Below are 24765 nucleotides of genomic sequence, written 5' to 3'. Positions count from 1 at the left end.
GTGCCGTGACCAGTGCACCCGTGCTCGGCGAGCCCCTCCCGGTCGAGCTGATGAACACCGTCTGGGCGGACCGGGACGGCGTGCACGACAGCCTCGACTCCCCCGCCGGCCTCGCCGACTGGCTGGCCGCCGTCCGCCCCCGGCTGCCGCACCTGCCCGAGTCGGGCCCGCTTCCGCTCGCGGAGTTCCGTCGGCTGCGGGACGCGTTGCGTGTCCTCGCCGCGGCCGTCACCGAAGACACCCGTTCGACGCGGGAGCTCGACGTCGAGTCGGCAGTGGACGTCCTCAACGCCAGTTGCGCGTACGCGCCGAACTGGTCGGCGATGACATGGCCGGACACACTGACGAAAATCGCGGCGCAACCGTTCGCGGACGCGGCACTGTCGATCATCGCCGAGGAAGCCGTGGCCCTGTTCGCCGGGCCGGACCGGAGCCGGCTACGGGCCTGTTACGCGCCCACGTGCGTGCTGTTCTTCATCAGGAACCATCCCCGACGCGAGTGGTGCTCGGCATCGTGCGGGAACCGGGCACGGGTGGCGCGGCACTATCGACGCCATCACGCCGACTCGGAACAGGGTCGATCCTGAACCGCAGCCGGCACACCACCGCGTCCGAGCGACGGCGCAGCGCGTGCGCGAGCACGGCGCCGCGCTGGTTCTGCAGGATCCGCTGCCACATGTGCTCCGGCTCGACCTCGGCGATCAGCACGAACACCTGTCGTTCGGGCACTTTCCGCAGGTACTCCACGAGCGGCTCGCCCAGCCGGCGGCGTTCGTCGTCGAGCAGCACCAGGTCGACACCCGGGTTCCACTTGTCCCACGCGGCCACGAACCGTTGGGTCACGGCTTCGTCCTCGGGATGCGTGACGTACACCGCGACCACCCGGTCGCCGAGGGACAACGCGGCGGCGATGGCGTCGCGGGTCAGCCGCGAGACCGTGCCGACGGGCACCACGACGAGCGACTTGTTCGGTCGGGGCGGGGCCGGTGTCCGGCCGAGTTCGAGCCGGTCACCGATCTTGCGGTAGAACCGGTGCACCCAGTCCATGGCGAGCACCAGCACCGGCAACGTCGCGACGATGAGCCAGCCGCCCTCGGCGAACTTGCTGACCGTGACCACGACCGCGGCGACGGCCGTGAGCAACGCGCCGAACCCGTTGAGGAAGGCACGGCCGCGCCAGCCCGGTCCACGTTCCCGCCGCCAGTGTCTGGTCATGCCGAACTGGGACAGCGTGAACCCGACGAACACTCCGATGGCGAACAGCGGCACGAGCACGTTCATCTCGCCGCCCGCGGCGATCAGCAGGATCGCCGACGCCACGGTCAGGAACCCGATGCCATACGTGTGCACCTGGCGTTCGGCGCGCAGCGCGAACAGGTGCGGCAGGTTGTTGTCCTCGGCGAGCAGTTGCGCCAGCACGGGCAGGCCACCGAACGACGTGTTCGCGGCCAGCGCGAGCAGCACGACCGTGGCGAACTGGACGACGTAGAACCCGAAACCGCTGCCGATGGACGCCTCGGTGACCTGGGACAGCACGGTGACGCCGTCGACCGGGTGGATCGAGAACTTGCCGATCAGCACGGCGATACCCAACAGCATGACCGCGAGCAGCACGCCGAGCGCGATCTCGGCGTTCTGCGCGCGCTTGACGCGTGGCGCGCGGAACGACGGCACCGCGTTCGCGATCGCCTCCACACCCGTCAACGCGGCACAGCCGTTCGCGAACGCCTTCAGCAACAACAGCACGCCCACGGTCTGCAACTGCGGCACCGGTCCGGAGTGCTCGGTCACCGCCGGCTGGTCACGGATCAGGCCGACAACCTCCACCACAACAATCGACCCGACATAGATGACCGTGGGCGCGATGAACGCGCGCGCACTGTGCGCGATGCCGCGCAAGTTGATGGCCGTGACGACAGCGAGAACGCCCAGGCACAGCCAGACCGTGTACGGCAGCAGCTCGGGAAACGCGGACGTCAGCGCCGCGACGCCAGCCGCGACCGACACGGCGACGTTCAGCACGTAGTCCACAACCAGGGACGCGGCGGCCACGAGCGACGCATGCCGGCCCAAGTACTTCTTGGCGACCCCGTAGGCGCCACCGCCGTCCGGGAACGCGGCGATGACCTGCCGGTACGAGACGGTCAGCACGCCCAGCAGGATGGCGATGGCCAATGTCACCGGCAGCGTGAACCCCAACCCGGCGCCGCCCGCGACGGCGAGGACGATCACGATCGCTTCCGGCCCGTACGCCACGGACGCCATCGCGTCCAACGACAGTGCGGCAAGCCCCCCGACCACCGTCAACCGGTGCCGGTCCCCCTGTGCAGTCACGTTACGCATCGCAGGTCACGGCCGTGCCGCGCACAACATCCCGCACAGGCTTCTAACACCCGTTCCTCGGGTTGTTTACGCAATCCTTACGCCACGAGTTCAGAGCCACTGGTTGCGTTTGAACACCCGGTACAGCAGGAAACACGCGGCCAGGACGAGCAGGATCACCGCCGGGTAGCTGAACTGCCAGTGCGTCTCGGGCATGAAGTCGAAGTTCATCCCGTACAGGCCGAACACCATGGTCGGCACCGCGATGATGGCCACCCACGCCGAGATCTTCCGCATGTCGGTGTTCTGCTGCAGGCTGATCTTGGCCAGGGCGGCGTTGACCAGGCTGGTCAGCAGCTCGTCGAACGCGGTCACCCGCTCGGACACCGCGGTCAGGTGGTCGTCGACGTCCTGGAAGTACGGCCTGACCTGCTTGAGGCCGTCCGCCTCGGCCAGCCTGCGCAACGGGGTCACCAGCGGCGACACGGCGTTGCGCAGTTCGAGGATCTCCCGTTTCATCATGTAGATCTGCTCGGCGCCGACCTCGCTGCGCGGCTCGAAGATCACCGACTCCATCTGCTCGATGTCCTGCCCGAACGCCTCGGTCACGGCCAGGTAGCTGTCGACGACCTGGTCGGCGATGGCGTGCAGCACCGCGGCCGGACCCAACGCCAGCCGCTCCGGCCTCCCCTCCAACCCACGGCGCAGCTCGTGCAGCCCGGAGTGCGAGCCGTGCCGGACGGTCACGATGAAGTCCGTGCCGAGGAACGCCATGATCTCGCCGGTCTCGACGATCTCGTTCGTGGTCGCCGGCGACTCGTGCGCGACGTAGTGCACGGTCTTCAACACCATGAACAACGTGTGGTCGTACCGTTCCAGCTTGGGCCGCTGATGCGCGCACACCGCGTCCTCGACCGCCAGCGGATGCAGGTCGAACGTCTCGGCGACCACCTGCATGTGCTCAAGGTCCGGCTCGTACAGCCCGACCCACACGAACCCGTCACCGCGGCGCCGGACCTCCTCGATCGCCGCGTCGTGCGACCACCGCCCAGGCAACCGCTCACCGCCGACGTAGACAGCGCAGTCGACGACGTACGCGGACACAGGCACGGGAACAGCCACGGCCGCAGAATAACGGGAACGCGTTCAGCGGGCGTGGCCGAGGATCTCGTTGGCCAACGCGCGCAACGGATGGTCCTTGGGCAGCGCCCGGCGGACCTTCTTGGCCAGGTCCACCGCCTGCTTGAGATCGTCCTTGGCCCTGGTCACCTGGAACCGGCTCAGGTGCACCGCGCCCAGGCCCAGCATCCGTTCCGGCAGCTCCGGGTCGTCCCGGGAGCTGGCGCGCACCGACTCGACGCCCGCCAGCAGGGCCTGGTCGAGATCCGCGCGGTCGCCGTCCCGGTCGAACCGGGTGTGCCGGGCCTGCACCAGGCTGCCGAGCCGGGCGGCCCGGGACGGGTCGTCCGGCGAGGTCGCCGCGACCCCCTCGACCAGCAACCGCACCGCCGTGTCCAGGTCGGCGTCGTCCTGCCTGAGGTACACGTACCGGATCAGCCGCGCGCGCCCCAGGTTCGCCAGGAACATCGGGTCGTCCCCGGTGATGTCGACCGCCTCCTGCAGCGCCTCGATCGAGGCGTTCAGGTCGGCCGGGTCCGAGGTGACGCCGAACCGCAGTTGCAGCAGACCGCCGAGGAAGCTGCTGCGCTCGTCCGAGTCCGGCACCCGGGTCAAGGTCGCGACGGACGCGTCCAGGTCGGCGACGTTCCCGGTGCGCAGGAAACGTAACCGTTGCGCCTCAGCGAGATTCATCAACGACTGGGCGTCGTCGGGCTCGGCCCGCAGGTGATGGCGGATCATCACGATCGCGCCGTCCACCTCGGGCAGGGGTGACCCGCCGAACGTGAACGCGGCCACCTGGCCGGGGGTCAGCCGGACCGGCCGGGACGCGGCCTCGTTCAGATCGCTCAGCTGACCGGGCAGGCCGGGCGCGTTCACCTTGTCCAGCAAGGACTTCGCGGTCGCCAAGTCGGCTTCTCCACCCTCCGCCGCCAGGTGGCGGGCGTAGTGCAGGACGCCGGCCGCGTGGATGCCCTCCGGAGTCGGCGTCGCCAACAGGAACTCCACGTCCCGCAGGCCGGCGGGGTCGAGCACGTCCTCGGGGTCGGACGCGGACGTGTACCTGGCGATCCGTTCGCGGACGGCCGCCAGTGCCTCCTCGTAGGTCACGAGCCCAGTCTTCAGGAGGAAAATGGCCATCAGGCAAAGAAACCCACAAGGGTGACGCATCCGTTGCCGGGACCCGGCACGTCTGCGACGATGCCGGCGGCAACGCGGTCAACCGATCAAGGAGCTGTCCCCATGTCGTCCGTGCTCAACCCGTATATCAGCTACTCCGACAACGCCCGTGCGGCGCTGGAGTTCTACCATGGCGTCTTCGGCGGCGACCTGACGCTGAACACGTTCGGCGAGAACGGCGTCGACGGCCCGGACGCCGACAAGATCATGCACGGGATGGTGGCCACTGCCAACGGTTTCACGTTGATGGGCGCGGACACCCCGACCGGGATGGAGCACAACCCCGGCACCAACATCTCGATCAGTGTCAGCGGCGACGACGCCGACGAACTGCGTGGCTACTGGGACCAGCTGTCCGCGAACGGCACCGTCGCGATCCCGCTGGAGAAGCAGATGTGGGGCGACGAGTTCGGCATGTGCGTCGACGGGTTCGGCGTCCAGTGGATGATCAACATCAGGCAAGCTCAGTAGCCGTCGGGGTCGGGTTGCGGAACAGGTCCAGCACCGGGCAGTGCGCGTCGACCTCCTGCTTGAGCTCCTCGTAGCGCTCCCGGCTGGCCGGCCCGGACAGCTCGACCCGCACCCGCACGTCGGTGAATCCCGCGCGGGTGTCCGAGAACCCGAAGAAGCCGTGCAGGTCCAGGTCGCCCTCGACCTGCACGGTCACCGACTCCAACGGAATCCCCAGCTTGGCCGCCCAGAACTGGTACGTGATCACCTGGCACGAGCCGAGGGCGGCGAGCGCGTACTCCACCGGGTTCGCGGCGGTGTCGGTGCCGCCGAGCACACCCGGCTCGTCGACCGCGAACGAGTGGTCGCGGACCTGGACGTCGACCACGGTCGCGGTGCCGGGCACCAACGTGTTGGCGACGGTGAACGAGACCTGGGCGTTCGCCGGGTCGACGGCGACGGCCTGGCGGGTTCCTTCGATGACGTCGGTCAAGGACACTGCGGGCTCCTGAAGTGTGGCGAATGGACGCACCCAGCGTGACCGCAGTCGCGCCCCGGCGCGAGAGCTCCCAGGTGGTGGGAAACCTCAGCAGTGCTCGCGCGGGCGCTTCAGGTTCGCCAGCAGCCGGGCGAGCACGTTCGGGTTGCCCGGCAACGAGAAGTGGTCCACACCAGGGTTGTCGGTGAGGCTGAAGGCGTGGCACGGCATGGCCCGCCACACCCGGACGGCCTCGTTGGTGATGTCCTCCTGGTTGCCGTCGCCGTCGCGGAACAGGAACTCGCCGGGGTCGGTGAGCTGGCCGACGGTCAGGTCCGGCAGCCGTGCGCCGACCAGGGTCGGCAGCCCGGAGCCCTTCTCCGCGGTGACATCCACCTCGGGGAATGAGCCGCGGTCGGCGAACCTCACGAAACCGATGTAGTGATCGGCGATCTGCCGGGCCGCGGCCGGCAGGTGCGCGTCGGCGAACAGCGTCGGGTAGTCGCGCGGGGTGTAGTCGCGTCCGCCGGACGACACCACGACCTCGCGGTCGTCGAAGATCCTCGGGTCGGACGCGCTCATGTACGTCGACGGCAGCGACAGGTACATCCGGGCGCTGCTGACCGCGTTGGCCTTCGTCGTGGGATAGCCGAAGTCCTGGACGTTCAGGCCGGTGAACAGGATCGAGTAGAGCGATCCCTGGCCGGGGAAGTTGCCGGCGATCGGCGTGAAGCCGTGCACGTATTTGGCGCGCCAGGCCTGGCTGGTGTGGGTGAGCAGGTACTGGACGTAGAGCGGGCCGTTGGAGTGGCCGACCAGCTCCACCGGGCGGTTCCCGTTGTCCCGGAAGGTGTCCTCGATCAGGTTCTTGGCGCGCGGCAGGAACCCGCCCATGTCCGGGGTCAGGCGGGCGTCGTACCCGGCGACGCGGATGTCCTTGTCCCGCACGTATCCCGCCGACTCCAGGGCGCGGTACATCGGCTCGTAGAAGGGTGCGCTGCTGGTCCTGCCGTAGTCGACGACCCGCACGGTCACGCCGGGCTGCTCGCGGAACCTCAGCGGCATCGGCAGCCCGGGAATCGCGTTGTAGCGCAACGTTTCCAGCTCGTCCTGGCACACCTGGCCGAACACCGTGGCCTGATCGTTCTGGAACCAGTCCTCGAACACGCCCGACGCGGGACACGCCGGGTCCGTGGTCTGGTTGTGGACGGTCACCCTGAGCTTGGTCAGGTGGAACGCCGGGAAGAGCACCAGCGGCGTCCTGCCCGGAGCCGCGGCCGCGGCCGTCCCCGGGACCAGGCCCATCGCCAGCGCCACGGCCACCGCGATCCCACGCCATCTCATCGTCCGGCACCTCGTTTCCTCGTGTCCCGCGACCCTAGCGGGGTCGGCGAACACCTGCCACGGTCGGAAAATGACCGACTTTTCCGGGCTATTTCGTCGGTATTCGAAGCTGTGCGTCCAATCGTTATGAGCGGAGACCGAAACGTAGTCGACGGGCCGACCGACTAGTGGGTGTCCCCCTTTGTCACCGATGGGAGCGAATGGCTATGGCTCCGTTGAACACCGCTGCCCTCGTCCAGACTCTGCGCGATTCCTCCGCGCGTTGGACGGCGCGGGAAACACCACAATCCCAATTGAGTGACGACGACAAGCGCGCCCTGCTCGGCGTCATTTTCACCCCCGAGGACCGGGCGCTGGCCCAGGCGGGCCGCACCGCCGCCGCCGAGGCCGGACCGGCCACGTTCGCCCCGGCGGTCGACTGGCGCAACCGCAACGGCAACCACGTGACCTCGGTCAAGGACCAGAAACACTGTGGTTCGTGCGTGTCGTTCTGCTGTACCGCCGTGGTCGAGTCGATGGCGTCCATCGAGCAGGGCCAGCTGCTCGACCTGTCCGAGGCCGACTCGCATTTCAACTCCAGTCACGGTGCGTCCTGCGGCGGCTGGAACGCCGACGCCTGCCTGGAACAGATCAAACAACGCGGTGTCGTCGGTGAAACGGTGTTGCCGTATATGAACGCGTTCGACAACCCGCCACAGAACGATCCGGCAACCAATTTATGGAAACCGTACGTTCGGCCGACACCGAATCGCGCGGCCACCCAGGTGTCGATCGGCAAACACGGTTTGATCTCCGACATCAACGCGCGCAAGCAGTATCTGACCGACGTCGGCCCGTGCTCGGCGTCCTTCGACGTCTACGACGACTTCTTCTCCTACTCCACCGGCGTGTACCACCACGTGAGCGGCAACTACGCGGGCGGCCACTGCGTGGAGGTGATCGGGTACTCCGAGGCCGAGCAGTGCTGGATCGCGAAGAACTCGTGGAGCACGGCCTGGGGCATGTCCGGCTACTTCAAGATCGCCTACGGCCAGTGCAACTTCGACGTGTACGCCTTCGCCACCGCGCAGGACGTGAAACTGCCGGCCACCCACGGGTGGAGCGGTTGGGAGTCGCTCGGCGGCGTGCTGACGTCCAAGCCCAGCGCGACGTCCTGGGGCCCGAACCGGATCGACGTGGTGGCCCGCGGCGCCGACTCGGCCATGTGGCACCGCTGGTGGGACGGTGCGCACTGGAACGGCTGGGAGTCGCTCGGCGGCGGCTGCCAGAGCGGGCCGTCGATCTGCTCGTGGGCGTCCGGCCGGCTGGACACGTTCATGGTCGGCAACGACCACCAGCTCTACCACAAGTGGTACCAGGGCGGCTGGAGCGGCTGGGAGGGCCTCGGCGGCGTGCTGTCGTCCGACCCGGCCTGTGTTTCCTGGGGCCCCAACCGGATCGACGTGTTCGCGCGCGGCATGGACTCGGCCATGTGGCACCTGTGGTGGGACGGTTCGCACTGGAACGGCTGGGAGTCACTCGGTGGCGTCTGCGACTCCGCGCCGGCGGTGGCGTCCTGGTCGGCCAACCGCCTGGACACGTTCGTGAAAGGCACGGACAGCCACCTGTACCACAAGTGGTGGAACGGTTCGAAGTGGAGCGACTGGGAGAACCTCGGCGGCTACCTGGGCGGCGACCCGGCCGCGGTGTCGTGGGGTCCGAACCGGATCGACGTGTTCTACCCGGGATCCACGTTCCACATGACGCACAAGTGGTGGGACGGTTCGTCGTGGAGCGGCGAGGAGGACCTCGGCGGCGTGCTCAGCTCGGGCTGCGGCGTGAGCTCATGGGCGTCCGGACGGCTGGACTGCTTCGGCGAAGGCACCGACTCGGCGCTGTGGCACAAGTGGTACGCGTAGAGTCCGTCGCATGATCGCAGTGCGGGTGGGGGAAGTCTTCAACGTCGACCTGAAGGCGACCCCCACCACCGGATACCGGTGGCAGCCCGTCGACCTGCCCGGGGTTCGGTTGGTGGACACGGGGTTCACCGCCGACGGCACCACCCCGGGCCAGGGCGGCACCGAACGTTTCCACCTCCGCGCGGCCGAACCCGGCCGGCACACGCTCACGTTCGAGCTGAAGCGGGCCTGGGAGACCGACCCGGTCGACACCCGGACGGTCGAAATCGACGTCAGCGAGGCCTGACTGTCCACTGTGTCACGACAGGAAGGCCACGACCTCGGCGCCGAACTTCTCCGGATGCTGGAACAGGAAACCGTGTCCGGCGTCGCTGTACAGCACGATCTTCGCGTCCGGCAGGCGCTGGGACATCGCGTACGTGGCGTAGGCGTGCACCATGACGTCGTGCGCGCCGTTGGCGACCAGGACAGGGAGCGTCAGCTCGGCGAGACGCTCCCAACTGGCGCCTTCGCCCTTGCCCCACGCGCGGATCGCGGCGGTCTGCGCGGCGACGCCTTCGGGCAGTACCTCGGCGCGTGACTCGGCGAGCCGGCGCAACGACTCGAGTCCTGCCTGGCGTGCCGTCTCCGGGAAGAACAGGTAGAGGAAGTCCTCGTCGTCGTTGCTGGGTTTGCCGGCGACCTGCCACACCCGGTCCGGGGTCGGCGGGGTGCCCGGCACGGGTCCCGGACCGCTGCCCGCGACAACCAGCCTGCGGACGAGCTGCGGCCGGAGTAACGCCACGGTCTGGGTGACCGCGCCGCCCATCGACCACCCCAGCAGGTCGACCTGGGGCAGCCCGAGTGCTTCGACGAACTCGATCACCCCGTGCGCCATACCCTCGACGGTGTCGGGAACGGTGCCCGACGAGCGGCCCACCCCGGCGTTGTCGAACACGATGACGTCCCGCTTCTCCGCCAGCACCTGGAGGAACGCGGGGTCCCAGTGGTCCATCGTGCCGCGGTAGCGGAGCGCCATGACCAGCGGCACGCCTCCCCTCACGCCGAACCTGCGGTAGGCGTACCGGGCGGACGGGCCATCGACGAACATCGTCTCGGACAGGAACTGCGGCGTGGTCACCCTCCGTGCCATCCTCCCGGTCGTCCTCTCTGCAACCCCGTCTGCCATGCCCTCTGTCGTCCCTGCCGCTGTCCCCGCTGCCGTCCTCTCTGTCGTCCCGTCTGCAATCTCCGCTGCCACCCCGTCTGCCATCCCCGCTGCCGTCCCTGCTGCCCCTGCTGCCGTCTCTGCTGTCGTCCCCATGTCATCCGGCTCTGTCGTCCCTGCCGCCATCCGCTCTGCCACCCCGTCTGTCATCCGCTCTGTCATTCCTTCTGCCGTCCCTTCTGTCATCCCCTGTCGTCCCGCTCAGTTGTCCCGTCTGCCATCCCCGCTGCCGTCCCCGCTGCCCTCCCCATGTCATCCGGCTCTGTCGTCCCTGCCGCCATCCGCTCTGCCACCCCGTCTGTCATCCGCTCTGTCATTCCTTCTGCCGCCGCTTCTGTCATCCCCTGTCGTCCCGCTCTGTTGTCCCGTCTGTCCTTCCTTCTGTCGCCCCCCGTCATCCCTGCCCTCGTACACTGTGCCACCTTCTGCGTTGTCCTCTGTGCCACTTACTGCGTCACTTGATGTGCCACCTCCCTTTGTCATCTGCCGTGCATCCCCTTTGTCGTCCGCTACATCACCCGGCGGAAACCGATCGGTTTCCATCATCATAAACCGATCGGTTTCCGCAGCGCGAAGATCCGCGTACGCTGGCGCCGTGACCACCACGCCGGACTCTCGCGAACGCCTGCTCAAGGCGGCCAACGAGCTGTTCTACCGGGACGGCGTCGGCGCGGTCGGCGTGGACAAGCTGTGCAAAGCGGCCGGGATCTCCAAGAAGTCGATGTACCAGCTGTTCGACACCAAGAACGACGTCGTGGCGGCCGCCCTGGAGCGCTACGGCCCGTGGTACCTGGCCATGTACCTGCCCGACGAGAGCGACGACCGTAGCCCGCGCGACCGCGTCCTGCACGTGTTCGACTGGCTCGACGGGCGGTCGTCCGCGCCCGAGTTCACCGGCTGCCCGTTCGTGAACATCGCCACCGAACTGCGCGACCCCGACCATCCGGCCAGCACGGTCGCCCGTCGCTTCAAGCAACACCTGACCGACTTCTTCGAACGCCAGGCCGAACTGGGCGGCGCGGCCGACCCGCAGCTGCTCGCGCGGCAGCTGACGGTGGTGTTCGACGGCGCGTGCGCAAGCGCGATCGTGCGTGCTGAAGGGCTGGCCGGGCTGAGCAGAGCCACCGCCGCCGCCCTGCTCAACGCTGCCCGAATGGACACCGATCCGGCGACCACACCGCGTTAGCATCGGATTTGTGCGTTATGACCGGGATCCGACGTCGACGTCGCGCGGGCAGCCGTCCGCGGATGCCGGGGAGTCGTCACGGCCCGCTATGACCGCCGCGGCCGGGCAGATGCTCTGGCTTCAGCGCATGGCGGGCAACGCGGCGACCACCCGGGCGGTTCAGCGTGCCGGACTGGAGGACTGGGACTTCGTCGGCGGCGCGCTCGAAGGGCTCGCCGCGCTGAACTTCTCGAAGCGTCTGTGCAAGGACCTGATCCACCACTACTGCCACGGCCATGGCGACGAGTTCGGCCTCACCCCCCTCGGCATGGAGCAGTGCAACGCCCTCATCGACTTCGGCCACAACCCACGTTCGGCCCATTTCCTGGGCTTCGTCAGGGGCATGGGCGCGGAGATCGCCCGCACCGCCGGCGGCGATCCCGCCGGCCTGGAGAAGCCGCTCGAGAGCGACGTCAGCTTCACGATGCTCGGGGCGTGCAACACGAGCGGAACGCTCGGCGACTTCACCGTCTACGCCTGGGGGAAGCTCAAGGTCTGGAATCCGAAGGCGGACGGCAGCGACGCCGACTGGTCGTTCGACGGCCACATGTGGTGGTACGACCGATGGGATTTCGACCATCGTGCCGCTTCGGGCAGCGGGGAGCCCGGCCGGACCGACAAGGGCTCGTGGCGGACTAATATGGGCAGCCTCCTCAACGGCATACCGTTCGACATCAAGAGCGCGGCCGTCCCGGTCCGTCAGGCGCGGGCCGATGGCGTGGGCGACAACCACTACGCGAAGTGGGAGGGCAACCCGGACGGCAAGCCGCTCCCCGTCGTCGCCGGCATCCTGTAGTCGTCAGACGGTGACCAGCGCCGGTCTCGGACGGAGGATCCGGGCCGCGCCGGACGCGACCAGGCAGAACACCACCGGTAAGAGAAAGGTGAAGTTCAGCGGCATGAGCACGGTCAGCGGGCCGATGATCATGGGGCCGGCGAGCATGCCGAGGTAGCCAAGCCCGGCGACCCGGGAGACGTTGGTGCCAGCGGACTCCAGATCGGTGTGGCCGGCCGCGCCGAACAGTTGCGGGATGCAGCCGGACAGACCGATCCCGAACACGGTCCAGCCCGCCAACGCCAGCGGTATCCACGGCGAGAACACCACCACCGTAAGGCCGAGCGCGGCGACCACACCGCCGTACCGGACGATGGCGAACGCGCCGAACCTGTGGGCTACGCGGTCCGCAGCGAACCGTCCAATGGTCATGGCCGTGGCGAAACTGCCGTACGCGAAGGCCGCTGTGGCTGCGGGGGCGTCCAGGATCGTGCTGAGGTGCAGCACGCTCCAGTCGTTGGCAACGCCTTCGCACAGCATCAGTAGGAACGCGACGACTGCCATGGCCCACACGCGTGTCGATGTTTTCCGGCGTGGGGCCTTGTCCGTGACAGCGGCGCCTGGTTGGGGTCTCAGCAGCGTGGGCGCCGCGATCGCGGTCACGACCACCCCCAGGACGATCACTCCACTGAGGGTCGCGGACGGGTTCCAGCCCCAACTGAGAGTCAACGCGCCCACCAGGGCCGCGCACACTCCACCGATGGACCACATGGCGTGGAACGCGGACATGACCGGCCGACCGTAGCCGCGTTCCACTTCGACCGCGTGCACGTTCATGGCCACGTCGAGCGATCCGTTGCCGAACCCGAAGAGCAGTAACGCCACGCCGAGCGTCCACCCACTCGTCGCCAGGCCGGGCAGCACGACGAAAGCACTGCACAGCACGGCGGTCAGCGGCACCATGCGGCGGGTTCCCAGCCGGTCGGTGAGCGGGCCGGCGACCTGCATGCCCAGGAAGGCGCCACCGCCCAACAGCAGCAGGAGCAGGCCCAGCGTGGCGTGGGTGACGCCGGCGCGGTGCTCGATCTCGGGGATGTGGACCACCCACATGCCCACGACGAACCCGTTCAGGGCGAAGTAGGCGAAGGTGGACACTCTTGCGGCACGCATGCTTCGAACATAACAAACAAACTTGATGTGCGAAAGATTGCCAAACGAACAAAAACCATGTTCAATGACCCCATGGCGAGCACAAACCGACTACGCCGGATCACCGAGGCCACCCGGCGGTCCGGTGAACTGACCGTGGCCGAGCTGGCCGAGCTGACCGGCGCGTCCGAGATGACCATCCGCCGCGACCTGGAGACCCTCGCCGACCAGGGGGTGCTGGAAAGGTTCCGCGGCGGCGCCCGCAGCCTGCTGCTCCGCGGCGAGGAGCCACCGTTCCTCCTGCGGGTCACCGAGGCCACGGAGGCCAAGCAGCGGATCGCGGCGGACATCGCGAACCTGATCGCGGACGGCGAGTCGGTAGTCCTGGACAGCGGCACAACATGCCTGCAGGTCGCGTACGCCCTGCGGGACCGAAAGGTGACGGTGATGCCCTTATCCCTGCACGCGGCCAACGCCCTGATCGGTGGCACGGCCAAGATCCTGATGGCCGGCGGCGAACCCCGCTCCGGCGAACTGGCCCTGACCGGCCCCCTCGCCGAAGCGTCCCTGGCAGCGCTCCGGTTCGACACAGCGATCATCGGCCCCTGCGGCCTGAACACAGCCAACGGCCTGACCGCCCACGACCTGGCCGACGCGGCAATCAAACGCGCCGCAATGGCCTCCTCCCGACGACTGATCGCAGCGGCGGACGCCTCGAAGTTCACCCGCACAGCCCTGGCCTTCGTCACCCCAGTCACCACACTGAACGCCGTAGTCACGGAGGAAACCGCACCACAGCAAGAAATCGACGCTCTCACCGCCGCCGGCGTCACCGTCCGAACAGTCCCCTAGACCAGCGCACCCAACAACCCGTCCGAAACATCTGCCGGCAAAGCACGAGAGCGACAGCGCGCCCGACGGCAGCCCACGAAACCCGAAGCGAGACCGCCAACAACACTTCAACCGAACCCACAAAGCGGACACCACACAACAGCCCCACCCAACCCCCAAAACCAAGGACGCCCGACAAAGCCCTGGCAAACCCCGAAAGCAGGGACGCCCGCAACAGCCCTCCGGAACTGAAAGCCAGGCCGCCGGACAGCAGCCCACCCAAACCCCGAAAGCGAGGACACCTGCCACAGCCTTACCAACCGAGGTCCGCGTCAGCGGCATCGTGCTGTTCGCCGCCTCGCTGGCCGGTGGCCTCGCTGCTCCGCTGGCCGGTGGCCTCGCCCGCCGGTGGCCTCGCCCGAACCGTGGTCGACCTGGCCGCGTCCGAATGGCCACGTGCGGCGGATGTCCCCGCCCGCATGGCTACTCACCGCCCCATCGCGCAAGGCATCGACAGCGCCATGGCCAGACCTCGGCGTGCCCGTACTGAACATTGCCGGGCACCAGGAACTCCCAGTAGTCCCCGCCGCCCGGCACGAGCGTGGCGCCGCTCAACACCACGCTTTCCTGAGGGCTCAGCCTGCATGCGCGCGGTCTGCATCTACCCTGCTGCCGAGAATGTGACGTTCGCGGTTGAGCCTCGTCGGACTCAGGGGCCAGTCCGAGGTCGCCAGGCACGGCCTCCTCATGCTCCTCGGACACTCCGTGGCGGCAGCCGGAGTCATGTGCGCGCAGGCGCTCACCCGAGCGCCCTGACGGCGACGGCCATACCCAGCTCGAGCGCGCTGCCGCTGGCCAACAACCACTCCGCTGACGCCACGGCGCCAGCGGCTTCGTGACACCCGCTTGTCGAGCCGGCTGTGTCACGCCAGCTTTGTCTCACCGGCCTTAGTCCCGGTACCTTCGTCCCGGTACCTTCGTCCCGGTACCTTCGTCCCGGCAGCTTCGTCACGCTGGCCTTCCTCCCGGCACGTTCATCCCGGCAGCTTCGTCACGCCAGCGTTCATCCTGGCACCCTTATCCCGCCAGGCTTCATCCCGGCACCCTTGCCCCGGCGGCTCGTCCCGCCGGCCTTTGTCACGTCGGCTTCGTCACGCCAACCTTCATCCCGACACCCTTATCCCGCGCCAGCCTTCATCCCGCCAGCCTTGGTCCCGGCACCCTTGTCCCGACGGCTCTGACTCGCCGGCCTTTGCCACGTCGGCTCTGACTCACCAGCCTTCGTGACGCCAGCTTTCGTCCCGGCACCCTATTGCGCCGGCGGCTTGTCTCGCCGGCCTTGTCTCGCCAACCTTCGTCCGGGCCGCCTCATTCCGGCGTCCTTCGTCCCGGCGGCTTCGTTCCGGCACCCTTCTGTCCTGGCACCCTTCGTGTCGACAGCCCTTGTCACGGCGCCCTTTGTCACGCCAGCCTTCATCCGGGCCGCCTCGTCCCGGCTCCCGTTGTCCGGCAGCTTCGTTCCGGCGTCTTTCGTCTGGGCTGCCTTGTCACGGCAGTCTTCGGTTCCGGCGGCTTCGTCAGGCCAGCTTTTGTCCCGGCCGTTCGTCCCGGTGGCCTTCGCCCAGCAGCTTGTCCCAGCAGCCTTCGTTCCGGCGGTCTCTGTCACGCCACCCTGCATTCCGGCAGCCTTAGTCCCGGCGGTCTTTGTCACGCCCGCCTTAGTCCCGGCGGTCTTTGTCACGCCCGCCTTCGTTCCGGCGGGCTTGGTCCGGCAGGTTTGTCCTGGCGGCTTCGTTATGGCCGCTTTGTCACGCTGATTGGGCTTCGTCCCTGATTGTGGGTGGCAGGCTCGCTGACCATTTCTCCTCGATCCGGCCGAATCGCCAGATCGCGAGTGCTATCAGCCAGGCGAGCACGAACAGGGCGACGATCGCGTAGCCCGCGTAGTCCAGGGGGATGCTCGCGATCGCGGCGATCGGGCCGGAGTCGATCTTGGCTTGGTCGGCCAGGACGCTGATCAGTTCGATTGTGCCGATGCCGAGCGCGACCGCGACGGACAGGGCGGTGATCGTGATGTTGTAGAACACTTTGCGGACTGGTTTGGCGAACGCCCAGCCGTAGGCGAAGTTCATGAACACGCCGTCGATCGTGTCCAGCAGGCACATGCCGGCCGCGAACAGGATCGGCAGCACCAGGATCACGTACCACGGCAGGTTGAACGCGGCCGCGCCGCCGGCCAGCACCAGCAGGCCGATCTCGGTGGCGGTGTCGAAGCCGAGGCCGAACAGCACACCGATCGGGTAGATGTGCCACGGCTTGCGGACCGACTTGGTCAGCCCGCCGAGGATTCGGTTCATGAAGCCGCGTTGGTTCAGCTGCTCTTCGAGTTCCTGCTCGTCGTACTGGCCGGCACGCATCCGGCGGAACACGCGCACGATGCCGAGCAGCACGACCAGGTTGAGAACGCCCAGGATCCACAGGAACACGCCGGACACCGACGCGCCGATGATCCCGGTCACCGAGTGCAGCTCGGAACCGTCGTCCTCCACCTGTCCGGCCAGGGCCCGCACACCGATCGACAGCAGGAACGACAAACCGAACACGATGGTCGAATGCCCCAGGGAGAACCAGAACCCCACGGACAGCGGTTTCCGGCCGCCGTCGGCGAGCAGTTTGCGGGTTGTGTTGTCGACTGCGGCGATGTGGTCGGCGTCGAACGCGTGGCGCATGCCCAGCGTGTACGCGAGCATGCCGACGCCGATGCCGAAGACGCCGGTCTCACCGAGGTCGTAGTGCCCGGGGATGACCAGGAAGACCAGCATGCCGAAGCCGACGACGTGCAGCAGCACGATGAAGCCGAACATGCCGGCGAGCGACCTGCGGTCCTGGCCGCTGAGTGAGCCCCACATCCGTGCCCAGCGGGATAACTCAGGTGCGCTCATGGCCCATGAATGTACTTTCGCGCAGGGCCTTGTTACAAGTCATATGCAACAACTGACATGTGGCCAATACGGTCCGGTCGAGTCCATGGGTCAGACTGGCGGCCATGCGCGAGATCATGGTCGTCGGAGTCGGCGCGGGTGACCCGGAGCACGTCACAGTGCAGGCGGTGAACGCCATCAACCGGGTGGACGTGTTCTTCATGCTGGACAAGGGCGAGGTCAAGCAGGAGCTCATCGACCTGCGGCACGAGATTCTGACCCGTTACGCGACGTCGCGCCCCTACCGCGTGGTCCGCGGCCAGGACCCGGACCGTGACCGGACCAGCGCGGCCTACGCGGAGGCGGTCGACGACTGGCGCCGTCGGCGCGCGGACGTCTGCCTGCGGATGATCGACAGTCTGGGCCCGGACGAGACCGGCGCGTTCCTGGTGTGGGGCGACCCCGTGTTGTACGACAGCACGCTCGCGATCCTGGACGACCTGCTCGCCCGCGGGGCGGAGTTCGACGTCCAGGTGATCCCCGGCATCAGCAGCGTCTCGACCCTGGCCGCCCGGCATCGCGTCCCGCTCAACCAGGTCGGCCGCCCGGTCCAGATCACCACCGGCCGCCGGCTCGCCGCCGAGTGGCCGGCCGGCGTGGACGACGTCGTGGTGATGCTGGACGCGCAGACCGCCTTCACCCAGCACACCGACCACGAAGCCGACATCTACTGGGGTGCCTACCTCGGCACCCCCGACGAGATCCTGATCGCCGGCCCGCTGGCCGAGGTGGCCGACCGGATCGTGGCGGCCCGGGCTGAGGCCCGAGCCCGAAAAGGCTGGATCATGGACACCTACCTCCTGCGCCGAAACCCCTAGCGGACGTCCGGGAACGCGAGACACGCGGTACCGGAACGCGCGACACGGCGTCCGAGAACGCGCGACTCAAGGGTGGATGGGTGGGGCGAGAAGGGCGGGGGCGGGGATGAGTGGGTGGGGCGGCAGTGGGTGCATAGTGGGGGTGTGTTGTTGGTGGGGGTGTGTTGCGGGGTTCTAGGCTCGGGGCCGTGATCGATCAACGGGCCAGGCTCGGGCCTCTACTTTTCGTCGGTACGGTCGTGGCGTGCTTGGTGGCCGTCGGGTTGGTGGCGCTCACTGGCACGGACTACGCGGCCGTGGGCCTGCGCGGGCCTGATGGGTTCACCAGGAACGGCTTGATCGTTGTGCGCATTCTCGCCGAGGTGGGCGGCGTGTTGTGCGTGGGGTCGTTGTTGTTCGCCGCGTTCATGGTGCCCGCGCAGGAGTCCGGGGTGCTGTCGGCCGATGGGTATCGGGCGTTGCGCGCGGCTGGGTGGGCGGCCGCGTTGTGGTGCGTGAGCGCGATCTTGTCCGTGCCGTTCACGGTCGCGGATTCGTTCACGCAACCGTTGGGGAGCATGGACTTCGGCAAGATCGTCGACCTTGCGGCGTCTCTTGAGCAGACGAAGGCGTGGTTGCTCACGGCTGGGGTCGCGGTGGTGCTTGTTGTCGCGACGTCACGGGTCCTGCTGCGGCGGTCGACGACGGTGCTGTTGGGAGTGGCTGTTTTCGGGCTGGTTCCGGTGGCCGCCAGCGGGCATTCGTCGAGCGGCGGCGACCACGACTGGGCCACGGCCAGCCTGCTGTGGCACCTCGTTGCCGCCGCGCTGTGGGTCGGCGGGCTGGTCGCGTTGCTCGCGTACGGCCGGCGGAAGGGTGAGCACCTGGCGTGGGCCGCGAACCGGTTCTCCCGGGTCGCGTTGGTGTGCTGGATCGTCATGGCCGCGTCCGGTGTGATCAACGCGTTGGTACGGCTGAAGATCCAGAACCTGTTCGCCACCTCGTACGGTCTGCTCACGCTCGGCAAGATCGCCGCGCTGGTCGTGCTCGGCGTCTTCGGTTACCTCCAACGGGAACGCGGCCTCAAAGCCCTGCACAACGGCAGTGGGCGGGCGCTGGTGCGGCTCGCCGCGTTCGAGGTCCTGGTCATGATGATCACCATCGGCCTGGCGACCGCGCTCGGCCGGACACCGCCGCCGGACCACGGCGCCGGCAACCCGTCGACCGTCGAACTCCGGATCGGGTACGGACTGGACGGCCCGCCCACCCTGGCGCGCACGTTCGCGGACTGGCGGTTCGACCTCATCCTGGGCACGATCGCGCTCGCAATGGCCGTGCTGTACCTCGTCGGTGTACGGCGGCTGAAGGCGCGCGGCGGGGACTGGCCGGTGTCGCGGACGATCGCGTGGCTCGGCGGGTGCGCCGAGGTCGTGCTGGCGACATCGTCCGGAATCGGCCGGTACGGGCCCGCCGTGTTCAGCGTCGACATGGTCAGCAACATGCTGCTGTCCATCCTCGCGCCGATCCTCCTGGTCCTCGGCGCCCCACTGACCCTCGCCGGCCACACCCGCGTTTCCGCGCACGCCGAAGTTTCCGCGCACCCCGAAGGGGAGGGAGGACGAAGGTCCCCTGGATCAACGTTACCGTTGGGGACCGACAATTCCGGGCCGGCAGGATCGGCTCCGGTGGCGGCGTCTGGGATGGCGCCGCTGGTTGGCCAGTCGCGGATGGTGCGGCTGCCGCGGTTTCTCACGCATCCGGCGGCTGTGGTCGCGTTGTTCGTCGGGTCGTTCTTCGTTCTGTACTTCTCCGGGTTGTTCGAGTGGTCGCTGGACGTGCCGTTGGCGCACGTCGGCATGAACGCGTACTTCCTGCTGACCGGCTGCCTGTTCTTCTGGGCGGTGATCGGCGCGGACCCGTTCCCCCGGCCGATCCCGCTGAAGTGGCGGCGCGCCATGGTGTTCACCGCCATTCCCGGGCACGCGTTGTTCGGCGCCGCGTTGCTCACCTCGCAGACCGTCATCGGCGACCACTTCTACCGGACGCTGGGCCTGTGGTGGAACAGCAACCTCCTGGACATCCAACGGCTCGGTGGCGGCGTCGCGTGGGGCGCCGGCGTGGTGCCGCTGCTGATCGTCGCGATGGCGCTATTCGGCCAGAGCCGCGCAGATCTCGGGCACAGCGACGCCGATGGGGTCCCGGATGACGGCGGTGGCGTAGTCGTCGTACGGGGTGGGGTCGCGGTTGACGATCACCAGTCGAGCCCCGGCGGTGACGGCCACGGCGCACAGTGATGCCACCGGCTCCACCTGCAGCGACGTCCCCACGGCCAGGAACACCTCGCTCGCCTCGGCCACTTTCTCGGCCCTGGCGAGCACGTCGCTGTCCAGGTACTCGCCGAACAGGATCACACCGAGCTTGAGGATCCCGCCGCAGTCCGGGCACTTCGGATCGGTCTCACCGGCACGGACCCGGTCGAGCACGGGCGCGGTCGGCCCGGTGCGCCGGCATTCCACGCACCCGGTCGAATGCATGCTTCCGTGCAGTTCCAACACTTTCCGGGCCGGCAGGCCGGCTTTCTGGTGCAGCCCGTCGATGTTCTGCGTCAGCACCCGCACGGCCCTGTCGGACTCCGCCAGGCCGGCCAGCGCGCGGTGGGCGTCGTTCGGCTGTGCGTGCCAGGCGGCGTGGTCGACGTACGTCGACCAGAACCGTTGCCGGGTCTCCGCGTCACGCAGGAACGTGTCCAGGGTGAACGTGTTCATCTCGCCCGGATTGCGCGTCCACACACCGTCCGGGCCGCGGTAGTCCGGGATCCCGGAGTCCGTGGAGATGCCGGCGCCTGTGAGCACCGCGATCCGCTTGTGTCCCGACCAGTCCATGCGCCCAGGTTATCCCCGGCCGGTGCCGTACCGCACCAGGAATTGGTCCACGAGGTGGTCGGTGAACTTGCGCGGGACGGGCTCGCCGGTGACCAGCACCCGGTAGTGCACCGGGCCGAGCAGTTCGTCCAACGCGACCTCGATGTCCGTTTCGGACGAAAGCTCGCCGCGCTCGACCGCGCGCTCCAAGGGGATCCGGTCACGTGCGCGTTGCTGGCTGAGGTAGTCGGCGCGCAGCCGGGCGGCCATCGCCGGGTCGTGCTGGGCGTGGCCGACCAACGCCCGGAACACCGCTCCGGCGTCCGCCCGGGTCAGGAAGAGGGCCACTTTGTGCAGGTGGGCACGCAGGTCACGGCTTACGTCGCCGTGGTCGCGCGGGGTCAACTCCTTGGCCATGTCGTCGATCAACGTGTCCAGCAGGATGTCCACCTTGGACGACCACCAGCGGTAGATGGTCTGCTTGGCCACGCCGGCGCGGGCCGCCACACCCTCGATCGTGACACCGGCGAACCCGCGCTCCACCAGCAGGTCGTCGGCCGCGTGCAGGACCGCTTGCCGGGCCTCCTCGCTGCGCCCGTACCGGTTTCCGTGATGTGTGCCCGTCATGCGGTGAGCCTACCGCGCGTTAGACATAACGCAACGTTGCGTCTAACGTAGAGGCCATGACCAACACCCTCAGCACACCGACAGTCCGCGATGTCCTCACCCGTCTGCATGGCGCCGCCGATGCCGACGAGCGCGCGCCCCACCGCGCTATCCCTGCCGGCGCCGACGCTCAGGAACTCGCCGACCTCATGGCCGACATCTACATGCCGATCTCCGCGCGCGGCGGCGAACTGCTGTACTCGCTGATCCGGGCCGCCCGGCCGGAGACGGTCGTCGAGTTCGGCACGTCATACGGGATTTCCACGCTCTACCTGGCCGCCGCGGTCGCCGACAACGGCGTGGGCCACGTGTACGGCACCGAGATGAGCGCGACCAAGCTCGCCGCCGCCCAGGACGTCCTCGCCGAGGCCGGCCTAGCCGACCACGTCACGATCCTGCACGGCGACGCGCGGTCGACGCTCGACGCCGTCCCCGGACCGATCGGGTTGGTGCTGTTGGACGGCTGGAAGGACCTGTGCCTGCCCGTCCTGCGGTCGCTGGAACCACGGCTCACGCCCGGCGCGCTGGTCGTGGCCGACGACACCACGATGGCCACCATGGCCGAGTACCTGGACTACGTCCGCACCCCCGGCAACGGATACGTGTCGGTCGACTTCCCGGTCGAGGACGGTATGGAGATCAGCTGCCGTGCTTGAAACATTTAAACTCGGGTCATGAGGGCACCATGGCGCTGAGAGTGCACTTCTCGGGCGCGGACCTCGCGCGGACGACGTTCGCCGAGGCGCCGGACCCGGCGTGGGAGGTGTTGCTGAGCCTGCACGCGTTGCAGGACGGGCGGGACGACCGGGTCACCCGGTGGTGGCGCGGCCAGTTCACGCTGGACGCGGGCGTGCGGGCGCTGCTGGCGATCGCGCCGCCGGTGGGCTACTCCCCCGACTTCCTCACGCCGGACGAAGGTGCCATGGGCCCGGAGGCGGCGTTCGACACGGTGGCGCACACCCCACGCGCCCGGGTCCGGGCCGAACTGGGCCGGTTGTTCGGCGACCGGCCGGTCCCGGAGTGGGCGCGGACCCTGGCCGACGGCGGCCGGGCGCTGCACGGGCTGGCCAGGTCACTGCAGACCTACTATCGGACCGCGCTGGAGCCGTTCTGGCCGCGGATGGCCCAGCAGGTGCACACCGACCGGGTGGAGCGCGCGTGGGCGGCGGTGAACAACGGGCTCGGCTTCGCCCTGAGCACGCTGCACCCCGGGGTCCGCTGGCAGCCGCCGGTCCTGGAGGTGCTCGGCGACCACGTGTCCGGCGACCTCAAGCTGGCGGGGCGGGGGCTGCGCCTGGTCCCGTCGTTCTTCTGCCATCTGGCGCCGACCATGCTCGCCGACCCCGACCTGCCGCCCGTGCTGGTGTACCCGATCGGCCGGACGGCACCGGCCGAGCAGGCCGGCGGTGAGCTGGGGGCGTTGCTCGGCACCACCCGGGCACGGATCCTGCGGGCGATCGCCCGCGGGTGCACCACGACCGAGCTCAGCGAGCACGCCGGGATCTCGGCGGCCTCGGCGAGCTACCACGCGTCGATCCTGCGCGACGCGGGCCTGGTCCGGACCAGACGCGCCAAGAACGCCGTGATCCACACGCTGACCCCGCTGGGCAGGTCACTGCTCAGCGGGTAGCGCTCAGGTGCGACGGACCACGTGCAGCAGATACTCCTTGCGGTGCAACGGGTTGTGATCCGAACGCGGCCGACGGGGGATGATCCCGTTGACCGGTTCGTAGGTGTCGAATGTGGACTCCAGCACGCCTTCGCCACGGGTCAACGCCGGCAGTTCACGTTGCAGGCCATGCACGTTCGTCGCCGGAATGCCGCCTTCGACGAGCGCGGAAGCCCCTGTCACGGCAGTCGTCCGCGGAACGGCCCGCAGCCGGGCCAGGGCCGCCAGCACCTGCCCGAGTACGTCCGCCGGGACCTCCAGGCGGAAACTGTGGGTGGGTTCGTGCACGGTGGTGCCGGCTCGGGCCAGCGCGGCCATCAGGACCAACGGCGTGAGGTTGCGGAAGTCCGCGGCCGCGGTGATCGGCGGCACGAACTTCACGTGCGTCACGGTGACCACGCAGTCGGTCACCCGCCAGCCGTGAATGCCCTGGTCGAGGGTGCTCCGGACGGTCTCCTCGATCGCGGCGAAATACGCGAGCGGCATGGCGCCCAACTCGACGCCCAGCCGGTAGGTCACCCCACTGTCTATTGCGGACTGTTCGATTCGCAGGCCGACCGTGGCGTAGAACGGGTTCCCGGACCCGCCCACGTGCTCGACCGCCGCGCCGGTGCCGTTGAGGCGTTCGACGCAGATCATCGTGGTCTCGCGGAACACCGCCTCGATGCCGTAGTCGGCCACCAAAGTCGCCTGGATGACCTCCTTCTGGACCTCGCCGTACAGCGACAGGGCGGTCTCCTCGCGCAGCTCGTCCAGGCGCAGGTTGATCAACGGATCCTGCTCGGCGAGCTGGGCCAGCGCGGCGTGCAGCGCACCCCGCTCGGCCGGCCGCGCCGGGACGACGACCGTCTCCAGGGTCGGTGGCGAGAAATGCCGGCGCTGCCCACGTCGTGGTTCGCCTACGCTGTCGCCGATCCGGACGTCCAGGCCCCACACCTTGGCGATCTCGCCCGCCGTCACCACCGGTCGCCGCACGGCCGTGCCGTGGTCGAAGACGGCGAGAGCGGTGACTTTCCCGCAGTCCAGCCGTTCCCGCACCCGGATCGAGCCGGCGAACATCCGGACGTACGCGATCTTCTCCCCCGCCTTGCCGCGTTCGACCTTGAACACCATGCCCGACACCGGACCGTCGCCGGCCGCGGCCGGCAGCAGGTTCGTGATGCCGTCGACCAGTTCGGTGATCCCCTGGCCGGTGATGGCCGAGCCGAAGAACACCGACCCACGGTCGATGACCGCCGGGGCGAGCCGCTCGGCCAGGCTCGGCAGCAACGCCTCGCCCTGGGCGCCCGGCCGGTCCATCTTGTTCACGAAGACCAGCGTGGGAATGCCCAGCCGGTGCAGCGCCCGCATCAGCACCCGGGTCTGCGCCTGCACACCCGCCACAGCGGACACCACCAGAACGGCGCCGTCCAGGACGTTCAGCACCCGCTCCACCTCGGCGATGAAGTCCGGGTGGCCGGGGGTGTCGATCAGGTTGACCGTGACGTCGCCGAGCGTGAACGACACCACCGCCGCCTTGATGGTGATGCCGCGCTGGCGTTCCAGGTCCAGCGAGTCGGTCTGGGTACTGCCTTTGTCGACGCTGCCGACCGTGTCGATCACGCCGGCGGCGTACAGCAGCCGCTCGGTCAGGCTCGTCTTACCGGCGTCGACATGCGCCACGATGCCCAGGTTCAAGGTACGCGTCAAAGTTCATGTCCTCGGGATAGGTGTCAGAGACCTGCTGGGGGAACATGAACTCGCACCGCATGGGCCTCTCCTATCTCGACGGACGTTCGCCGGCAGTGCAGCACACAGCCGCTCAGGCCGACAAC

At 68.5% G+C, this 24765-nt stretch carries 22 protein-coding genes and 1 pseudogene; 11 read left to right on the top strand and 12 right to left on the bottom strand.

What is annotated here, in order from left to right; all coding sequences use genetic code 11:
- The first annotated feature begins 5 nt into the window (after window positions 1-5).
- Window positions 6-587 (top strand): CGNR zinc finger domain-containing protein, encoded by a 582-nt coding sequence (locus EV192_RS45530; RefSeq protein WP_132124994.1) that lies wholly within the window; start codon window positions 6-8, stop codon window positions 585-587.
- Here EV192_RS45530 and EV192_RS45525 read toward each other — a convergent pair.
- The 3 genes from EV192_RS45525 to EV192_RS45515 form a co-directional block, all read right to left on the bottom strand.
- Complete coding sequence (locus tag EV192_RS45525) at window positions 478-2343, bottom strand: APC family permease (RefSeq protein ID WP_132124993.1); 1866 nt, start codon at window positions 2341-2343, stop codon at window positions 478-480. The genes EV192_RS45530 and EV192_RS45525 overlap by 110 nt on opposite strands.
- A gap of 90 nt (window positions 2344-2433) precedes the next feature.
- Entirely contained in the window at window positions 2434-3444 is a 1011-nt protein-coding gene (locus EV192_RS45520; RefSeq protein WP_132124992.1) for a magnesium and cobalt transport protein CorA, read from the bottom strand.
- A 24-nt stretch (window positions 3445-3468) separates the two neighbouring features.
- Window positions 3469-4551, bottom strand: a complete 1083-nt coding sequence (locus tag EV192_RS45515; protein WP_132124991.1) for a tetratricopeptide repeat protein — start codon at window positions 4549-4551, stop codon at window positions 3469-3471.
- A 132-nt stretch (window positions 4552-4683) separates the two neighbouring features.
- Between EV192_RS45515 and EV192_RS45510 the strand changes: the two genes are divergently transcribed.
- The gene (locus EV192_RS45510) at window positions 4684-5091 is read left to right on the top strand and encodes a VOC family protein (RefSeq protein WP_132124990.1); all 408 of its coding nucleotides are present in this window, start codon (window positions 4684-4686) and stop codon (window positions 5089-5091) included.
- On the opposite strand, the gene EV192_RS45505 is transcribed toward EV192_RS45510, so the two are convergent.
- Together EV192_RS45505 and EV192_RS45500 are read right to left on the bottom strand one after the other, a co-directional pair.
- Window positions 5075-5569, bottom strand: coding sequence for an OsmC family protein (locus EV192_RS45505; RefSeq protein ID WP_132124989.1), 495 nt, complete (start codon window positions 5567-5569; stop codon window positions 5075-5077). The genes EV192_RS45510 and EV192_RS45505 overlap by 17 nt on opposite strands.
- An 87-nt stretch (window positions 5570-5656) precedes the next feature.
- On the bottom strand, window positions 5657-6892 hold the full coding sequence (locus tag EV192_RS45500) for a lipase/acyltransferase domain-containing protein (RefSeq protein ID WP_132124988.1): 1236 nt from the start codon (window positions 6890-6892) through the stop codon (window positions 5657-5659).
- Between the two features lie 293 nt (window positions 6893-7185).
- Between EV192_RS45500 and EV192_RS55135 the strand changes: the two genes are divergently transcribed.
- Both EV192_RS55135 and EV192_RS45490 read left to right on the top strand, forming a co-directional pair.
- Window positions 7186-8790: a DUF8189 domain-containing protein gene (locus EV192_RS55135; protein ID WP_207926757.1), complete on the top strand. Its 1605-nt coding sequence runs from the start codon at window positions 7186-7188 to the stop codon at window positions 8788-8790.
- 10 nt (window positions 8791-8800) lie between these two features.
- Window positions 8801-9076, top strand: a complete 276-nt coding sequence (locus EV192_RS45490; RefSeq protein WP_132124987.1) for a protease inhibitor I42 family protein — start codon at window positions 8801-8803, stop codon at window positions 9074-9076.
- Window positions 9077-9088: 12 nt separating this feature from the next.
- Here the strand turns inward: EV192_RS45490 and EV192_RS45485 are convergent, their stop codons facing one another.
- Complete coding sequence (locus tag EV192_RS45485) at window positions 9089-9910, bottom strand: alpha/beta fold hydrolase (RefSeq protein WP_207926755.1); 822 nt, start codon at window positions 9908-9910, stop codon at window positions 9089-9091.
- A 682-nt stretch (window positions 9911-10592) separates the two neighbouring features.
- On the opposite strand from EV192_RS45485, the gene EV192_RS45475 reads away from it, so the two are divergent.
- Window positions 10593-11183: a TetR/AcrR family transcriptional regulator gene (locus tag EV192_RS45475; RefSeq protein WP_132124984.1), complete on the top strand. Its 591-nt coding sequence runs from the start codon at window positions 10593-10595 to the stop codon at window positions 11181-11183.
- 10 nt (window positions 11184-11193) lie between these two features.
- Window positions 11194-12018, top strand: coding sequence for a hypothetical protein (locus EV192_RS45470; RefSeq protein ID WP_132124983.1), 825 nt, complete (start codon window positions 11194-11196; stop codon window positions 12016-12018).
- A gap of 3 nt (window positions 12019-12021) precedes the next feature.
- Here EV192_RS45470 and EV192_RS45465 read toward each other — a convergent pair whose 3' ends face one another.
- The gene (locus tag EV192_RS45465) at window positions 12022-13167 is read right to left on the bottom strand and encodes an MFS transporter (protein ID WP_132124982.1); all 1146 of its coding nucleotides are present in this window, start codon (window positions 13165-13167) and stop codon (window positions 12022-12024) included.
- A 72-nt stretch (window positions 13168-13239) separates the two neighbouring features.
- Between EV192_RS45465 and EV192_RS45460 the strand changes: the two genes are divergently transcribed.
- Window positions 13240-13998, top strand: coding sequence for a DeoR/GlpR family DNA-binding transcription regulator (locus tag EV192_RS45460; RefSeq protein ID WP_132124981.1), 759 nt, complete (start codon window positions 13240-13242; stop codon window positions 13996-13998).
- 1288 nt (window positions 13999-15286) lie between these two features.
- Here EV192_RS45460 and EV192_RS45455 read toward each other — a convergent pair.
- On the bottom strand, window positions 15287-15718 hold the full coding sequence (locus tag EV192_RS45455) for a hypothetical protein (RefSeq protein ID WP_132124980.1): 432 nt from the start codon (window positions 15716-15718) through the stop codon (window positions 15287-15289).
- Window positions 15719-15785: 67 nt separating this feature from the next.
- A complete protein-coding gene (gene nicT / locus EV192_RS45450) occupies window positions 15786-16886 on the bottom strand; it encodes a Nickel transporter NicT (protein WP_243727503.1) in 1101 nt (366 codons plus the stop codon).
- A 137-nt stretch (window positions 16887-17023) separates the two neighbouring features.
- Between nicT and cobF the strand changes: the two genes are divergently transcribed.
- Together cobF and EV192_RS56475 are read left to right on the top strand one after the other, a co-directional pair.
- Window positions 17024-17776: a precorrin-6A synthase (deacetylating) gene (gene cobF / locus EV192_RS45445; RefSeq protein WP_132124978.1), complete on the top strand. Its 753-nt coding sequence runs from the start codon at window positions 17024-17026 to the stop codon at window positions 17774-17776.
- Between the two features lie 407 nt (window positions 17777-18183).
- A pseudogene (locus tag EV192_RS56475) lies at window positions 18184-19857 on the top strand (bifunctional copper resistance protein CopD/cytochrome c oxidase assembly protein); the annotation flags it as partial.
- Window positions 19858-19902: 45 nt separating this feature from the next.
- Here the strand turns inward: EV192_RS56475 and EV192_RS56470 are convergent.
- Both EV192_RS56470 and EV192_RS45430 read right to left on the bottom strand, forming a co-directional pair.
- Window positions 19903-20637 (bottom strand): SIR2 family NAD-dependent protein deacylase, encoded by a 735-nt coding sequence (locus tag EV192_RS56470; protein ID WP_132124976.1) that lies wholly within the window; start codon window positions 20635-20637, stop codon window positions 19903-19905.
- Between the two features lie 9 nt (window positions 20638-20646).
- On the bottom strand, window positions 20647-21243 hold the full coding sequence (locus EV192_RS45430; RefSeq protein ID WP_132124975.1) for a TetR/AcrR family transcriptional regulator: 597 nt from the start codon (window positions 21241-21243) through the stop codon (window positions 20647-20649).
- A gap of 56 nt (window positions 21244-21299) precedes the next feature.
- On the opposite strand from EV192_RS45430, the gene EV192_RS45425 reads away from it, so the two are divergent.
- Together EV192_RS45425 and EV192_RS45420 are read left to right on the top strand one after the other, a co-directional pair.
- Window positions 21300-21938: an O-methyltransferase gene (locus EV192_RS45425; protein WP_132124974.1), complete on the top strand. Its 639-nt coding sequence runs from the start codon at window positions 21300-21302 to the stop codon at window positions 21936-21938.
- A 29-nt stretch (window positions 21939-21967) separates the two neighbouring features.
- Window positions 21968-22912 (top strand): ArsR/SmtB family transcription factor, encoded by a 945-nt coding sequence (locus tag EV192_RS45420; RefSeq protein WP_132124973.1) that lies wholly within the window; start codon window positions 21968-21970, stop codon window positions 22910-22912.
- A gap of 3 nt (window positions 22913-22915) precedes the next feature.
- Here the strand turns inward: EV192_RS45420 and EV192_RS45415 are convergent, their stop codons facing one another.
- Window positions 22916-24640 carry an elongation factor G gene (locus tag EV192_RS45415; RefSeq protein ID WP_132124972.1) on the bottom strand — a complete coding sequence of 575 codons (1725 nt, stop codon included), beginning with the start codon at window positions 24638-24640 and terminating at the stop codon, window positions 22916-22918.
- Between the last annotated feature and the right edge of the window lie 125 nt (window positions 24641-24765).

Origin of the sequence: Actinocrispum wychmicini, from assembly GCF_004345645.1 — a bacterium.
GTDB lineage: Bacteria > Actinomycetota > Actinomycetes > Mycobacteriales > Pseudonocardiaceae > Kibdelosporangium > Kibdelosporangium wychmicini.
The sequence above is the reverse complement of the archived record's forward strand: the minus strand, read 5'-3'. Positions and strand labels throughout refer to the sequence as shown.